This window comes from Paraburkholderia tagetis (assembly GCF_022213065.1).
In the GTDB taxonomy this organism is placed as follows: domain Bacteria; phylum Pseudomonadota; class Gammaproteobacteria; order Burkholderiales; family Burkholderiaceae; genus Paraburkholderia; species Paraburkholderia tagetis.
Genome location: NZ_JAKLJA010000063.1, coordinates 17,134 through 32,234 on the forward strand (window position 1 = coordinate 17,134; position 15,101 = coordinate 32,234).

The window sequence follows — 15,101 nt, forward strand, 5'->3', positions numbered from 1 at the left end:
CGGCGCAATGAAGCACCGCATCGCCGTCGCTACAGCCGTCGCGTGGGCTCAGGCCGCCGCGATCGCTTCACGCGCGCTCGCGAGCGCTGCGCTGGCAGCATCCGGCCCCATGTTCAGGCCTTCGGCGTAGATGAAGCTCACGTCGGTCATACCGAGGAAGCCGAGGAACGACTTGAGGAACGGCGTCTGGCTGTCGTTCGGGGTGCCGTGATACTTGCCGCCACGCGCCGAAACCACGATCACCTTCTTGCCGTTCACGAGGCCTTCAGGGCCGTTCGCGGTGTAGCGGAACGTGATGCCTGCGCGGGCAATCCAGTCGAAGTACGTCTTCAGTTGCGACGAAACACCGAAGTTGTACATCGGCGCACCAATCACGATGATGTCCGCGGCCTGCAATTCGGCGATCAGCGCTTCGCTGCGTGCGGCGATGGCCTGCTGCTCCGGCGTGCGCTGCTCGGCCGGCGTGAAGAACGCGCCGAGCACGGCGTCGTCGAGGTGCGGCAGCGGATCGGCTTGCAGGTTGCGCGTCACAACCTTCGCGCCCGGATTCGATTGTTGCAGCTTCTCCGTCAATTCGTTGACGAGCAGCGTCGACTGGGCGCCTTGCGAACGGGCGGCGGAATTGATTTGCAGGATGGTCGTCATGGTGGCTCCTTCGGGTCTCGATTGCGCAACGTTGCGCGAGTGAAGCCATTGTGATTTTTTGCCGGGCGCCGAAAAAGTAGGCCACCGATGACGGATTGTTGCAGTGGTAGAACAATCCCGAAAGCTGGAAGGAAGAGATGAAAGCTGAAAAAAGTGCGGCGGGATTGGATCGTGCCTCGCCGCCGTCCATGCCGAGGCGGGTTGCACGCCCGCCGCCTGTCTTGCCCGATGCTTGCCCGATGCTTGCCCGATGCTTGTCGGACGCTTGCCCGATGCTTGCCAGAAGCGGGGCGTGCACCCGCTCCTGCCTGCGATCAGGCCGCCAGCCAGCGCTCGCGCAGCGCGCGCGGCGCCGGGCGCTTGTCGGTGACGCTGAGCTTGTAGCGCGCGGTCTCTGGCGCGTCGAGCGTCAGGCGCGCGACGCGCAGTTCGTCGCGGCGGAACGCATGGATTTCCACCTTGGCGCCCGGCTGGTAGCGCGCGAGCAGCGTGTCGAGATTCGCGCCCGTGACGCGCAGGCCGTCGAGCGCGACCAGCGCGTCGCCGGCCGACAGCCCCGCTTTTTGCGCAGCGCCGCCCTCGTAGACCACCGCGAGCGTCGCCTCGGCGCCGCCGCGCAGACGCGCGCCCAGCGACGGCTTCGCGCCACGTTCGGGTTCGCCGTCGAGCTTCACGCCGAACGGCTCGAGCAGCGCGGCAAGCGGCAGATCGCGCGTGCCGCGCACGGCGTCGGCGAACAGGCCGCCCAGCTCCACGCCCGTTGCCTCGGCGATCAGCGCTTCGACGTCGTCCTCGCCCACGCCCACCGGCTTGCCGCGATAGAAGTCGCGGCCATAGCGCTGCCACAGGAGACGCATCACGTCGTCGAGCGACTTGCGGCCGCTGGTTTCCGTGCGGATGGCGAGATCGAACGCGAGCGCAACGAGCGAGCCCTTCGTGTAATAGCTCACGATCGCATTCGACGCGTTTTCGTCCTGGCGGTAGTACTTGATCCACGCGTCGAACGAGCTTTCGGCCACGCTCTGCTTCAGGCGCCCCGTGCCGCGCAGCACGCCGCCGACAGTCTTGCCGAGCAGGCCGAAGTATTCGTCGACGGAAATGAGGCCGCTGCGCACCAGCATGAGGTCGTCGTAGTAGGACGTGAAGCCCTCGAAGAGCCACAGCAGCGAGGTGTAGTCCTCGCGCGCGAGGTCGTACGGCGCGAACGCGGCGGGCTTGATGCGCTTCACGTTCCACGTATGGAAGTATTCGTGGCTGCACAGGCCCAGATAGGTCCGGTAGCCCTCGGACATCTCGGCCTTGCCCTTCACGGGCAGATCGGTACGGTTGCAGATGAGCGCCGTGGACGCGCGGTGCTCCAGCCCGCCGTAGCCGTCGCTCACGGCCTGCGTCATGAACACGTAGCGCTCCATTGGCGCGCGCTTCGTGCGCGGCTCGAAGAGCGCGATCTGCGCCTCGCAGATCTTCTTGAGATCGGCGGAGAGACGTTCGGTATCGAGCGCCACCACGCGGCCCGCGATCACGATGTCGTGCGGCACGCCGTGCGCCTTGAAGCTCGCGAGCGTGAATTCGCCGAGCGTGACAGGATGGTCGATCAACTCGTCGTAGCCCGACGCCGTGTATTCGCCAAAGCCGTAGCGCTTGGTGCCGCGCGCCTCCGCGAGCGCGGTGCCGACGCGCCAGTGGCGATACGCGTGGCCGTCCGGACGCTGGATGTCGACCACGTGCTGAGCGCCCTCATGGCCGAGCGCGGCGAGAAACACACTCGTGCCGTTGAAGAAGCCAACCGTGTCGTCCAGATGTGCCGCCCGCACCGACATATCCCACGCATAAACCTCGTAGCGCAACGTAAGCGCCCCCTTCACGGGCGCGACCTGCCACGTGTGCTTGTCGACCTTGCCGATACGCACCTTGCGGCCCGCTTCGTTGATTGCGCGCACCGAGACGATGTTGCGCGCGAATTCGCGCACCATGTAGCTGCCCGGAATCCAGACGGGCAGCATGAAGCGCTGGCCGTCCGGCGCGGGATCGACGACGGTGAGCGTCACTTCGAACAGGTGCGCGGCAGGGTTCTTCGGGACGATGGTGTATCGGATCGGCTTCATCGGCGGGATGGGTGACGGGTTCGGTTAGCGATGCAGCAAGCGCTGCGCGACGGCCAGTTACCGGCAACCGCTGGCAGCTACCAGCAATGCCTGTGCGGCGGGCGCACGCGCGGCAATCGGCAGCATGCGAAAAAATCGGTGGGCAAAAAAGGTACCGGCCGCAAAAGCGGCCGGCAGGTTCGGTCGATGCTTTAGCGCGCGGCGCCCAAGGCGTTTTCGAGCCGGTCGGCGCTGACCGCCCCCGGCAGACGCGTCCCGTCCGCAAGAATCACGGTGGGCGTGCCGGTCACGTTCATCTTTGCGCCGAGCTTGAGATTGCTGTCGATGGCGGCGGTGTTGCAGGTGCCCGAGGCGTTGGGCGCCTTGCGCTCGACCATCCACGACTCCCATGCCTTCGCGCGGTCGGTCGAGCACCAGATCGACTTCGCCTTCGCCGTGGAATCATCGGACAACACCGGGTACAGGAAGGTGTAGACCGTCACGTTGTCGATGGACTTGAGCGTGCTTTCGAGCTGATGGCAGTACGGGCAGTTCGGGTCGGAGAACACCGCCATCTGGCGCTTGCCGTTGCCCTTCACGACCTTCACGGCGTTCTCGAACGGCAGCTTCGCGAAGTCGACCTTGTTGAGCTCGGCAAGACGCGCTGCGGTGAGATTGCGATGCGCCTTGGTATCGACGAGGTCGCCGGTAAGCACGTAATCGCCGTTGGCGTCGCTGTAGACGATCTGCGAGCCGAGGTTCACCTCGTAGAGGCCGGCCATCGGCGCCTTGGTGATGCTCTTGATATCGCCGCCGTCCACGCCGAGTCGCGATTGCAACGTGGCCTTGATCTTGTCGGTGGTCTGGTCGGCCTGCGCGGAGCAGCCGAGCACCGAGGCGGCCGCCGCGAGGACGAACGCGGCAATGCGGATACGCTTTTGCATGTGATGCTTTCCTGATTCTGGGACGCTTTGCGCAGGTTGCGCACGAAGCGTTCCGGGTGAAATTCGGGCGTGGCCCTCGGCCAGACACGTTCATTCTAAGCTGCCAGGCACTGAAGCAACCGAATGCCCGCCCCGGCTCAGCCGAGCGCCGACGCCACCAGCAAGCGCTTGACGAGCGGCTGCGCCCCGACGAACGCCATGCCCGTGTTGCGCAGCACGCGCGCGAGCGGGCCGGGCACCGAGAAGAGCCGCTGCAAACCATCGGTGGCCATGACGAGCTTCTGGATGTCTTCGCGGCGGCCGCGCTCGTAGCGGCGCAGCAGCACGGTGTCGCCGAGGTCGCGAAACGCTTCCTTCTGCGCGATGACGTCGACGAGCGCCGCCACGTCGCGCAGTCCCAGGTTCACGCCCTGCCCGGCGAGCGGGTGAATCAGGTGCGCGGCGTCGCCGACCAGCGCGACACGCGGTGCGATCAGGCGGTCGACGGTCTGCAAGGCGAGCGGGAAGCCGCGCGCGGGCGTCACGCAGTCGAGCGCGCCGTGCAGCTTCTGTGTCGCGCGCTCGACTTCGGCGGCGAGCTGTTGCGGATCGAGCTTGAGCAGTTCATCGGCATGGTCCGTCTGCGCCGACCAGACCAGCGAAACGTGCTGGTCTGGCAACGGCAGCAGCGCGACGATCTCGCCGTCCCGGAACCATTGATACGCACATTCGCCATGCGGACGTTCGGCGCGGAAGTTGGCGACCACGCCGGTCTGCCGGTAATCGCGCCGCTCGACCTTCGAGCCGATCTGCGCGCGCACCCACGAGTGTGCGCCGTCGGCACCGACGGCGAGATCGGCCTCGATCGTGCGGCCGTTCGCGAGACCGATCACGGCGGCGTCGGGCTTCACGTCGAGCGTCTGCGCGCGCGCGTCGATCCACGTGAGATGGGGCTGGAAATGCAGCGCCGCGTCGAGCGCGCGCTCCACCAGCGACGACTCGGCAATCCAGGCAAGCTGCGCCACTGAAGCCTGATATGCGGAAAAATGCAGCTCCGCGGCGGCGTCGCCGAACACGCGCATGTCGTAGACGGGCGTGAGACGTGCGGCATCGACCGCCTGCCAGACCCGCAGCCGCTCGAACAGCGCGTGCGAGCTGCGCGAAAAGGCATAGACGCGCGCATCGAAAACGGCGCCGGCGGGCAGCGGCGCACACGGCTGCGCGAGCAGCGCCACACGCAGGCCGCTCTGGGTCAGCGCGAGCGCCGCCGCCTTGCCGACGAGCCCGCCGCCGATCACGGCGACGTCGAAGGTCTGGTTGGTTGAAGTCATCCGCGCATTATAGCTGTGGGGGTCAATCTGACAGGGCCGGATGGATGGCCGGACGGGCGCCTGGACGGGCAGTCGAGCGGCACGGCAAAGGCACGCGGGGCACCGGCCGCGACGGTTCTCGGGCACACCCGATGCATGCGCTTCCCACCTCTGCGCCCAAGGATATCGCCCCGTTCGATGCTTATTCGAGCGCAAACTACTGCAACAAACGCCTGCAAACTACCGTCCAGGTTTGACTGGACCCATCCCTCGCATTGCCAAGGAGAGAGACGAACCATGCTGACACAAAAGACGAAGGACATCGTCAAGGCCACCGCACCGGTTCTGGCCGATCACGGCTACGCCATCATCACGCGCTTCTACAAGCGCCTGTTCGAAGCTCATCCGGAGCTGAAAAACGTCTTCAACATGGCGCACCAGGAGCAGGGCCAGCAGCAGCAGGCGCTGGCCCGCGCGGTCTACGCGTACGCGGAGAACATCGAAGACCCGAGCAGCCTGATGGCCGTGCTGAAGAACATCGCCAACAAGCATGCGAGTCTCGGCGTGCGGCCCGAGCACTACCCCATCGTCGGGGAAAACCTGCTGGCCGCCATCAAGGACGTGCTGGGCGACGCCGCCACCGAAGACATCATTTCCGCATGGGCCCAGGCCTACGGCAATCTGGCCGATGTGCTGATGGGCATGGAAAGCGAACTCTACGAGAACTCCTCCGGCCAACTGGGCGGCTGGACCGGCTGGCGCACCTTCGTCGTGCGCGAAAAGCGGCCCGAAAGCAGCGTGATTACGTCGTTCATCCTCGAACCCACCGACGGCAAGCCGGTCGTGAACTTCGAGCCCGGCCAGTACGTCAGCGTCGCCGTTGAAGTGCCCTCATTGGGCTTGCAGCAGATTCGCCAGTACAGCCTCTCGGATATGCCGAACGGCCACAGCTATCGCATCTCGGTGAAGCGCGAAAGCGGCGGCAACAATCCCCCGGGCTATGTCTCGTGCCTGCTGCACGATCACGTCAATGTCGGCGACGAGATCAAGCTGGCCGCGCCCTACGGCAGCTTCCATATCGACGTCGACGCGAAGACGCCCATCGTGCTGATCAGCGGCGGCGTCGGATTGACGCCGATGATCAGCATGCTCAAGCGCGCCATCCAGGACCCGCAACGGCGCGTGGTGTTCGTGCATGGCGCGCGCAACAGCGGCGTGCACGCGATGCGCGACCGGTTGCGCGAAGCTGCCAGAACCTATGCCAATTTCAGCCTGGTCGTGTTCTACGACGATCCGTTGCCGCAGGACGTGGCGGGCCGGGACTTCGACCATACCGGGCTCGTCGACGTCGCGGCAATCAAGAACGCGATCCTGCTGCCCGACGCCGATTACTACATCTGCGGGCCGATCCCGTTCATGCGGATGCAGCACGACGCGCTCAAGGAACTGGGCATCCGCGAAGCCAGGATCCACTACGAAGTGTTCGGTCCGGACCTGTTCGCCGAATAAGCGCAACGCCGCCCAACCCGCAGCCGGCCAGAACCGGCTGCGCCCCGCCTGCCGCCCCTTGCGCCCCGGCCCGCGCGGATCAACGCCGCCGAACGGGTTACAATTGCGACTTTTCGAGCACAAAAACCGTACAAAATCGTCGGCCTCGCGGCCAGATGCGTACGCTTTGTCTCGTCCCCGATTTCACCTTGCGGCTGTCGCGTTCCGGCCATCGCCGGACAGCAAACGACACGACGACCAGCCGTAACCAACTGATTCAAAAAAGGTTTTCCATGAGCCTCAAATGCGGCATCGTCGGCTTGCCCAATGTCGGGAAGTCCACCCTGTTCAACGCGCTGACCAAGGCCGGCATCGCCGCCGAGAACTACCCGTTCTGCACGATCGAGCCGAACGTCGGCGTGGTCGAAGTGCCGGATCCGCGCCTGAAGGCGCTCTCCGAGATCGTCAAGCCCGAGCGCGTGTTGCCGGCCGTGGTCGAGTTCGTCGACATCGCGGGCCTCGTCGCCGGCGCGAGCAAGGGCGAAGGCCTCGGCAACCAGTTCCTCGCGAACATCCGCGAAACGGATGCGATTACGCACGTCGTGCGCTGCTTCGAGGACGAAAACGTGATCCACGTCGCGGGCAAGGTCGATCCGCTCGCCGACATCGAAGTCATCAACACCGAACTCGCGCTCGCCGACCTCAGCACCGTCGAGAAGGCGCTCACCCGCTACTCGAAGGCCGCCAAGTCGGGCAACGACAAGGAAGCAGGGAAGCTCGTGGCAGTACTGGAAAAGGTGCGCGCGCAGCTCGACCAGGCGAAGCCGGTGCGCGCGCTCGACCTGAACGAGGACGAACAGGCGCTCATCAAGCCGTTCTGCCTGATCACGGCGAAAAAGACGATGTACGTCGCGAACGTGAAGGACGACGGCTTTGAGAACAATCCGTACCTCGAAGCCGTGCGCAAGCACGCCGAAGCCGAGGGCTCGCCGGTGGTGGCGGTGTGCGCCGCGATCGAAGCGGAAATCGCGGACCTCGACGACGAAGACAAGATCGCGTTCCTCACCGACATGGGCATGGACGAGCCGGGCCTCGACCGCGTGATCCGCGCGGGCTTCAAGCTGCTCGGCCTGCAAACGTACTTCACGGCGGGCGTGAAGGAAGTGCGCGCGTGGACGATCCACGTCGGCGACACCGCACCGCAAGCAGCCGGCGTGATCCACACCGACTTCGAGCGCGGCTTCATCCGCGCGCAGACCATCGCGTTTAACGACTTCATCCAGTACAAGGGCGAAACCGGCGCGAAGGAAGCCGGCAAGATGCGCGCCGAAGGCAAGGAATATGTCGTGCACGACGGCGACGTGATGAACTTCCTGTTCACCCGCACATAAGCGGGTATGGACATTCACCCCAGAATCGAACGCCTATGGACACGAGTCGCCAGCGTGTCTTTGTGACAGACGAGTAACGGAGGTCCCCCAGACCCGCCTCCGAGCGTTCGGCAATACATCCGAATCGGCCGATAGCCGCCTTCTCGAGTTCTCCATTCCCCCTTTTTACAAATAGGGCAAGCCGGCAAAAGCCGGCGCGTCAGACATTCGAGTGTGTGCAACTCTGGTACCGCCCGCAGGGCGGCTGTCCACACCCGTGCGGTGTGGACAGCAGAGTTGTGCACACGGGGAACTTGCACCGTAACCTGACATCATCGACACTTTTTTTCAGATGATGCTGCGCGTTCTCGACGACCGCACTCAGCCGGTCAGAGCTTCTGCTCAAGTTCTGCGACGAACCGGCTGGCTGGAATGCCCAGAGCCTCACACCAACTACATAGTTCAATAACATCCAGTCGACGCTCGCCGCGCTCGCACTTGCTAATGAAGGTCTGAGTGGTCTCAAGACGAGCTGCGACCTCTTCTTGTGTAAAACCCGCCTCTTCTCTAGCTGCTCGCAGCAGCTTAGCGAACATTGCGTATCGACGAGAGTAGATAGATTTTTCCATTGGCGGCTCGACGCGAAGAGCCGCAAGGTTGCAAGCGATTTTGGAATAGTCCAAAATAGACTATTTGCAAGGCGGACCTCGTCCTGCCACCGCGCGGATTCGCGATGTCGCGCTACCGTCGAATATCAACTTCAAGCGACGCGCGCTCGACTGCAAATTTCTTTTCAAAATTGCTCCTTGCGAAGGACAACTCGTCCCGTCGCAGGTCGATGACGGAGAACTATTGGTGACTGCTCCTCGAGTAATGCGTCGCACGCGGTCGTGTGATAACTCGCCGGCGGTGCGCCGGCTGTTAAAGATGGTTGAACCCGTGGACACCGAACTGCACCCTAAGCCCCGCATGTGGATGGCGAACAGTAGGCAGCGCGAGCTGTTTTCTTGCTTCCCGCTGTTCTTTCGCGCAGTGCATCATCCTGAGTCGTACCTTGCGAACATCTCGCACTTTGGTATTCAGTGCGGCGTTGGCTGGTATCCAATCATTGAAGCGCTGGCGCGCGACATTGAAGCCGAACTTCGCGCCTTGTGGCGAGAGCAACTCCAGTTTCCGGAGCAAATCGCCCAGATGGACAGAGCACTCCTGCACGGCCATGCCACCTATCCCGCGCTTCCCCTCTGCACCGACATCACACAGGTCGGCGGCGAGCTTACGGTAGTTCTCCTCAGTGGACAGCTGTGTCCCCCGGATGTGGAATCGCGCATCCGCGCGCATGTGCAAATCGCAGTTACAGGCGCCCGGCACGTATGCGAGAGCTGCGGCAAGCCAGGCGAACTTCGGAAAGGCTATTGGCATCGCGTCTTTTGCGACGAATGCATCGCCCCAGTCGCCGACTTGGTTCCCGCCGACTCGCACGGATAAGCCAGCGAAAGTTGCGCTCCTGCGCGTGCGATTGCACCGGCAATTGCGACGTATATTGAGCAATATCCCATGACCACAGCATATGAGCGTACGAAGGCAGTCATCGAAGCGCGTGAGCTTTTGCAACTGCTTGGCTCGCCCGCCAGCACCACCGCGCGCGACGCAATTCGGGACACCGCGCTGTTACTCCTCCGGCACTATCCGCTGGACATCGACCTCGAGATATCAGCCGCGGCATTGCCGGGAATCTGGGCCGCTCCTCCGCGGTAACTCACTGGCGCGACAGGACAGTCAAAGAAAATCGTGGTGGCTCCCCCGCGCACGCCGTCACGATTCGCTCGTTTGTCGAATGCCTGTCAGAAGAAATCACTGCGGTTGTCGTTCACTGTGAAGGCGGCCACTCGAGGTCGTGTGCCATAGCACTCGGACTTCATCAACCAAATGGGCGGCGACTACTAGCTCAATCAGCCGACTGGGCACAGCGAGATGAGGCGGTGGTACGTGGCATCCTCGGCAAGCTGTACGGGCCAAAATTGCATCAGCTTCGGTCGCGCGTTCTTATCATTTCAGTCGCGGAATGCTAGGTCTACGGAGGGGTACAAGATGCATTCAGAAAATCACATCGACCTGGAGATTGCCCTCCGCAAGATTCACGAGCTGGCGATGGCCGAAGGTGATTTGGGCTACGCGTATTGGTACGAAGTCGGACGGCTTCTACAGCGAGCCGCTAACATGCAAGCCGAAATAGATTTGCTTTGCAAAGAGTTGGAACGGTGTCGCGCAACGTGCGCCAAAGCTAACAGAGCCGTTAAGCAGCGCCAGCAGAGTGCGAGCAAGGCGAGATGACGCAGCGACTTCGGGATGTTTTGGGAAAGTTATACAAGCGGCCGGTGAATGGCACGCGCCAAGTATTCGCGCTGTCGCGACGTGACGCCGAGAAACTGCCGCGGCTACCGTCGATTGCCATCATCTCGGTCACCGCACCGGAACGCCCGCCTGCCAGCCTCGATGGCTTTTCCCATCTGCTGCGCCTGAGCTTCGCAGACGTCGATTTCCTGAGCCTGAATCTCTCGAAGAAGTCGCGAGGCAAGCTCGTCCACGCATTTACCGCGGAGCAGGCTCAGGCGATTCACTCCTTCATTGAGGCTCTGCCGACGGAGGTGGTGTCAGTAGTCGTACACTGCGAGGGCGGTTATTCACGTTCATGCGCCATCGCCCTGGCGCTCCACCTGCTTTACGGCTACCAAGCGGAAATCGAGCATCTTTCGCAAGCCAACCCATCCATCGTTCGCATGATGCTGGGAAATGACCACGCACATCACGACCCATCGTGATTCGTTTTCCAGTCCCATGAGTAAAGTCATTTCTAATGGGTTCGACTCCAAGGGGTTGTCGCCGAATGCACTGAAAGTGCGGAAGACTGCGATAACAATCGCCCTGCGCGACGATAGATTTACTCTGCAAAGAGTTGGAACGGCGTCGTTCTGGAACATCCCCGTGAATCGCCGGGCACAGTTTCCCACTTACAATAACGGGTAGCCTACGGCGCGGCGGCATCAGCACCGTAGGCCAAACAACCATGTCTCCTCGACCCCCTCGGACCCGGTTCTCAGAACTTATGGCGAATGCCGACCCGGACCAGAGCCTGTCGGTCGCTGCTTGACGGCGAACTTTGATTGTTGATAGCTGCGACCGCCGCTCGATTCCGCGAGTCGGTTCCCGACGCCTTCTGAAAGACACCCAAAAGATAGACGTCCGTACGCTTCGACAGGAAATAGTCGATACCCGCCATCCCCTGATGATAGGTGGCTCCTGGATTGGTGCCAGTCGCGGTGGAAACGTCGCTGCCTTTCGTGTAGTCGTAAGCAACGCCAACAATCAGGGCAGGCGTCACTTGGTACTTAAAGTTTCCTTCCACGTTGTTGAAATGCATGCTGCCCCTGTAGCCCGCCGGGTTCGGACCGCTACTGAGGTCACCGATGTCCTTGAAAGCAACGTTCGAATAAGTGAACCCCACGGTGGCAGCACCAATCGTGTACGCACCGCCGGCACTGGCTACTTGATAGGTATGCGCGGACATGAAGCCGCTGTATACCGGGCTGGCAACGTTCGCGGTAGTAGCCGAAGGCGTGCCGGTCGTCGCGTTTCCGAAGAAGCCGACGTTCGGATTTCGCACATTCAAATAGCCTGCACCGAGCGACAACGGGCCGTTGGAATAGCCAACGCCGATTGACCAGGCCTGGTTACGCGTCGCGTCTCCGGCAACGCCGCCCACTCCGTATTCCACCGCAGCGGAAAAGCCGCCGAAAACAGCACTGCGAACCTTGATTGCATTATTGGTTCGGACAGTGTTGTTCAGATTGTCGAGGTCGCCGGGATGCGCTCCGACATTCCCGGCCCATTGCGTACCTGCTTCAAACGGCGCCACGTAGTCGGCGTTGGCATCGTACTGTCGCCCGAGCGTTACCGTTGCCCATCGGGAAGAAAGCCCGACGAATGCCTGCCGGCCGAACAGCAGCCCGCCCTGGCCAAACTTCCCAGTGTTGATATCGAACCCGTTCTCCAAGGTGAAGATAGCGCTAAGTCCGCCGCCAAGGTCTTCCGTTCCCTTCAAACCCCAACGACTCGCGTTCAACACGCCGCCTTGCATCGCGTATGAACGACTTCCGTTCATGTTGCTGTTGTAGTTGAACCCGTTATCGATGATGCCGTACAACGTAACGCTGCTCTGAGCGCAGGCGAAGTTTGCCATTGCCATGCCGCAGCATGCCAGCACAAAAACCTTTTTCATCAAAAGTCTCCAATATGTTTTTTTTGAACTTCTACTACATCAACAATAAGGATTGCTATATTTACTATACGTCGATGACTGACCTCACTGCCGCCTGCTCGGGAATCTACTAGTTGAGAGCTTTCATACCTGAGCCAGCGGAGCGACCTGCGCCTCCGTCTGCCCAGAGCGTGCCAAGCTATCGGCGACGAATCCCGACCTCTTCATCCTTTCGATGTAATCGGACACGTACGCAAGCGCCGACGGCCGGGCCTTAGAAACAGCCATCGCCTGCTGTATCACCATGAAATAGCCATCGGCCATCTTCAGGTTCGAACGCATCGAAGCAAATTCTGCAAGCGGCTTGTAAATCCCAGCGGCAACATCTGCCTTGCCTTCAAGCAGCAGTTCGACGGCCCCAACAGACGTCACAGAATGGACGATTTCAGCGTGTTGGAGCGTGCGAGAAAGGAACAGGTCGTATGCGGTGTTGCGGCCTGCCGCGACACGCACTCCCGGGCGGTCAATGTCGTGCGTCGTAGTGAAAACGGAATCGCTGAGTACGAGGTACCCGCCATGAAGCAACGCATAGGGCGCCGAGTAGTTAAGGCGGACGCCACGAACGGGGTCGATAGCGAGAAACCCGACGTCGCAATGACCAGAAGCGATTGCCTCAAACGCTTCGTTTGCGGTCCCGAATGGCACAAGCTCGGCATCAACGTCCAGTTCTCTGGCAAGACCATATGCGAGGTCGACGGAAATCCCGCTCAGTTCGCCGCCCTCGGCGTTTCGTCGCGCCAGGATGGGATTGCCGTGATTTATTGCAGCCCGCATCGCCCCACTTGGCGCGAGTTCGCGGGCCGCGTCCGCTGCGAACTTGCTCACATCGGTCACGCCGCATCCCCGGTGTCCGCGACCAGGTCGACGGCGGCGATACCCGCCACTGCACACACCTCGTCCTTCGGCGACGCATCACCACTGACGCCGACTGCGCCGAGCAAATGTCCATCGCTACTACGGACAAGAACACCACCAGGAACAGGGACTACCTTGCCGCCCGTTAGACCCGACAGCGCCGTCAGGAACGGCGCGGAAGTCTGCGCGCGGCGGGCCAGTTCACGCCCGCCAAAACCCATCGCGAGGCAGCCGTATGCCTTTCCGGTGGCAATCTCGGGACGCAGCAGGCTCGCTCCGTCTTCGCGCTTAGCCGCAATCAGATGCCCACCAGCATCCAGAACAACGACACACAACGGCGCAAGCTCAAGTTCACGTCCCTTCTGGAGCGCGCTGTCGATGACTCGGGTGGCAATGTCAAGATTCAACTGGTTCATTTCTCGATTCCTGTGCAGAGATGCGGTTACTGAGCCGTTTCGGTCCAGACGACGTGTGCCTTGATGCAGCCGGTCGCCTCGTCAACCCATCCGTACTTCTTCGCGCCCGCAATCATGTTCGACACGCCGTCTTGCCATTCCGGCGCCTCGCTTCGGCCCGGCGCCGTACGCAACCACGTTTCTTTCACCCACATGGTTTCAGCGTCGGTCATGTCCCCCACGGAAGAGATGGCGTCCCGGACACGGGGCTGGTCACTGGGATTGCCTTCGACGTTGACGCTGAATCGCTTGAAGTCCTCGGGGAACTCCAACGTCGCTGACAAATTGTTCGAAATTTTCACTTGCATGATTTAACTCCTCAGATATGGCAGTAGCCGGCGACGAGGGGTAGACCTGACTGAAACGTCACATACAGCCCATAGCCCATAACTCGCTCACTCATGCCGGTCCATCGCTGAGGATTTCAGCGTGTCGCGCATGAAAATGTAGACAATCAGCGAGATGGCAATGCAGCCGGTCAGGTAGTAGTAGAACCATCCTTCATGCCCAATCGACTTGAGCCATAACGCGAGCATTTCGGATGTGCCGCCAAAGATTGACACCGTGAGCGCGTAAGGCAGCCCAACGCCAGTAGCCCGGACATTCGTCGGGAATAGCTCCGCCTTCACCACACCGCTGATTGACGTGTAGGCCGACACGATGAGCCACGCAGCAGCGATAAGCAGGAAAGCCTGGAGCGGTCCCGTGGCGGTCTGCAGTTTCGTCATCAAGGGAACAGTGAACAACGTTCCCGCAACGCCGAAGCCGATAAGCAGGCGCTTGCGTCCGACGAGGTCGGACAACCAACCATAGAACGGCTGGAGCAGCATGGCGACCAAGAGACTGCCCGCCGTAACCATCGTCGTTTGGTCATCAGTCAGCTTGACCGATAGCTTCAAGAACTTCTGCATGTAGACGGTGTACGTGTAAAACGCCGCCGTTCCGCCGATGGTGATACCGACAACCAGGAAGACTTCACGTGGATATTTGAATATCGCCCCCAATGAGCTTCGCGAGCGCCCAGCAAGGCTCTTCTTTCGGTAGGCATCCGTTTCATGCATGCTCTTGCGCATGACCGCGGCGAATACGGCGAGCGCTGCGCCAATGAAGAACGGGATGCGCCAGCCCCAGGTCCTCAATTCTTCCGCGCTCAGTATCCATTTCTGCAGGAGCAACAACACCACGATGGCGCTCAGCTGACCGCCGATGAGGGTGACGTACTGGAAGCTGGCGTAGAAGCCACGATGTTTATCGTGAGCGATTTCCGAGAGGTAAGTCGCGCTCGTTCCATACTCACCACCGAGGCTGAGCCCTTGAATGATGCGTGCGAAACCGAGCAATATCGGGGCAGCGATGCCAATAGAAGCATAGGTCGGTGTCACCGCGATAATCAGCGACCCGCCGCACATCATGAGCACCGACACCGTAAGGGCTTTGCGTCGACCGTAGGAATCGGCGAAATGGCCGAACAGCCACCCGCCGATGGGGCGCATGATGAAGCCAGCGGCAAACAACAATGCCGCGTTGAGTTGCTGCGGGCAATGTCCCATTGGCAGTTGAAGGTTGGGACGGCGGGTGCGGCATAGGTTAGGCGACCTTTCGATCATGGTCAATGTTCGTTGTTGAGGGCGGACGCTTCAGCGCCGCTGCGAGTAC

Annotated in this window: 15 protein-coding genes; 4 read left to right on the plus strand and 11 right to left on the minus strand. The window is 61.7% G+C overall.

The features are described 5' to 3' along the window. Window positions 1-48: 48 nt before the first annotated feature. The 4 genes from L5014_RS35385 to L5014_RS35400 all read right to left on the minus strand — a co-directional run bounded on the left by L5014_RS35385 (window position 49) and on the right by L5014_RS35400 (window position 4,983). Entirely contained in the window at window positions 49-645 is a 597-nt protein-coding gene (locus L5014_RS35385) for an FMN-dependent NADH-azoreductase (RefSeq protein ID WP_238468532.1), read from the minus strand. Between the two features lie 314 nt (window positions 646-959). Then, a complete protein-coding gene (locus L5014_RS35390; RefSeq protein ID WP_238468533.1) occupies window positions 960-2,750 on the minus strand; it encodes a M61 family metallopeptidase in 1,791 nt (596 codons plus the stop codon). Window positions 2,751-2,941: 191 nt separating this feature from the next. Continuing rightward, entirely contained in the window at window positions 2,942-3,673 is a 732-nt protein-coding gene (locus L5014_RS35395; RefSeq protein ID WP_238468534.1) for a DsbC family protein, read from the minus strand. Between the two features lie 137 nt (window positions 3,674-3,810). Further along, window positions 3,811-4,983, minus strand: a complete 1,173-nt coding sequence (locus L5014_RS35400) for a UbiH/UbiF family hydroxylase (RefSeq protein WP_238468535.1) — start codon at window positions 4,981-4,983, stop codon at window positions 3,811-3,813. Window positions 4,984-5,259: 276 nt separating this feature from the next. Between L5014_RS35400 and hmpA the strand changes: the two genes are divergently transcribed. Further along, the gene (gene hmpA, locus L5014_RS35405; RefSeq protein ID WP_238468536.1) at window positions 5,260-6,471 is read left to right on the plus strand and encodes an NO-inducible flavohemoprotein; all 1,212 of its coding nucleotides are present in this window, start codon (window positions 5,260-5,262) and stop codon (window positions 6,469-6,471) included. A 272-nt stretch (window positions 6,472-6,743) separates the two neighbouring features. Beyond that, window positions 6,744-7,841: a redox-regulated ATPase YchF gene (gene ychF / locus L5014_RS35410; RefSeq protein WP_238468537.1), complete on the plus strand. Its 1,098-nt coding sequence runs from the start codon at window positions 6,744-6,746 to the stop codon at window positions 7,839-7,841. Window positions 7,842-8,209: 368 nt separating this feature from the next. Here the strand turns inward: ychF and L5014_RS35415 are convergent, their stop codons facing one another. Then, the gene (locus L5014_RS35415) at window positions 8,210-8,449 is read right to left on the minus strand and encodes a helix-turn-helix domain-containing protein (protein ID WP_238468538.1); all 240 of its coding nucleotides are present in this window, start codon (window positions 8,447-8,449) and stop codon (window positions 8,210-8,212) included. A 292-nt stretch (window positions 8,450-8,741) separates the two neighbouring features. Beyond that, window positions 8,742-9,299 (minus strand): hypothetical protein, encoded by a 558-nt coding sequence (locus L5014_RS35420; RefSeq protein WP_238468539.1) that lies wholly within the window; start codon window positions 9,297-9,299, stop codon window positions 8,742-8,744. A 75-nt stretch (window positions 9,300-9,374) separates the two neighbouring features. Here L5014_RS35420 and L5014_RS35425 point away from each other — a divergent pair, with 75 nt between their 5' ends. Both L5014_RS35425 and L5014_RS35430 read left to right on the plus strand, forming a co-directional pair. Then, window positions 9,375-9,575: a BPSL0761 family protein gene (locus tag L5014_RS35425; protein WP_238468540.1), complete on the plus strand. Its 201-nt coding sequence runs from the start codon at window positions 9,375-9,377 to the stop codon at window positions 9,573-9,575. A 572-nt stretch (window positions 9,576-10,147) separates the two neighbouring features. After that, window positions 10,148-10,639 carry a protein-tyrosine phosphatase family protein gene (locus L5014_RS35430; protein WP_238468541.1) on the plus strand — a complete coding sequence of 164 codons (492 nt, stop codon included), beginning with the start codon at window positions 10,148-10,150 and terminating at the stop codon, window positions 10,637-10,639. Between the two features lie 275 nt (window positions 10,640-10,914). Here L5014_RS35430 and L5014_RS35435 read toward each other — a convergent pair whose 3' ends face one another. From L5014_RS35435 to L5014_RS35455, 5 genes are all read right to left on the minus strand, one after another. Next, complete coding sequence (locus tag L5014_RS35435) at window positions 10,915-12,096, minus strand: porin (RefSeq protein ID WP_238468542.1); 1,182 nt, start codon at window positions 12,094-12,096, stop codon at window positions 10,915-10,917. 123 nt (window positions 12,097-12,219) lie between these two features. After that, a complete protein-coding gene (locus L5014_RS35440) occupies window positions 12,220-12,969 on the minus strand; it encodes a transporter substrate-binding domain-containing protein (protein WP_238468543.1) in 750 nt (249 codons plus the stop codon). Next, window positions 12,966-13,406 (minus strand): GlcG/HbpS family heme-binding protein, encoded by a 441-nt coding sequence (locus tag L5014_RS35445; RefSeq protein WP_238468544.1) that lies wholly within the window; start codon window positions 13,404-13,406, stop codon window positions 12,966-12,968. Before L5014_RS35445 ends, L5014_RS35440 begins: the two co-directional genes overlap by 4 nt. Before the next feature lie 26 nt (window positions 13,407-13,432). Then, a complete protein-coding gene (locus tag L5014_RS35450; protein ID WP_238468545.1) occupies window positions 13,433-13,753 on the minus strand; it encodes a hypothetical protein in 321 nt (106 codons plus the stop codon). A gap of 87 nt (window positions 13,754-13,840) precedes the next feature. Continuing rightward, the gene (locus L5014_RS35455) at window positions 13,841-14,995 is read right to left on the minus strand and encodes an MFS transporter (protein WP_238468546.1); all 1,155 of its coding nucleotides are present in this window, start codon (window positions 14,993-14,995) and stop codon (window positions 13,841-13,843) included. Window positions 14,996-15,101: the final 106 nt, after the last annotated feature.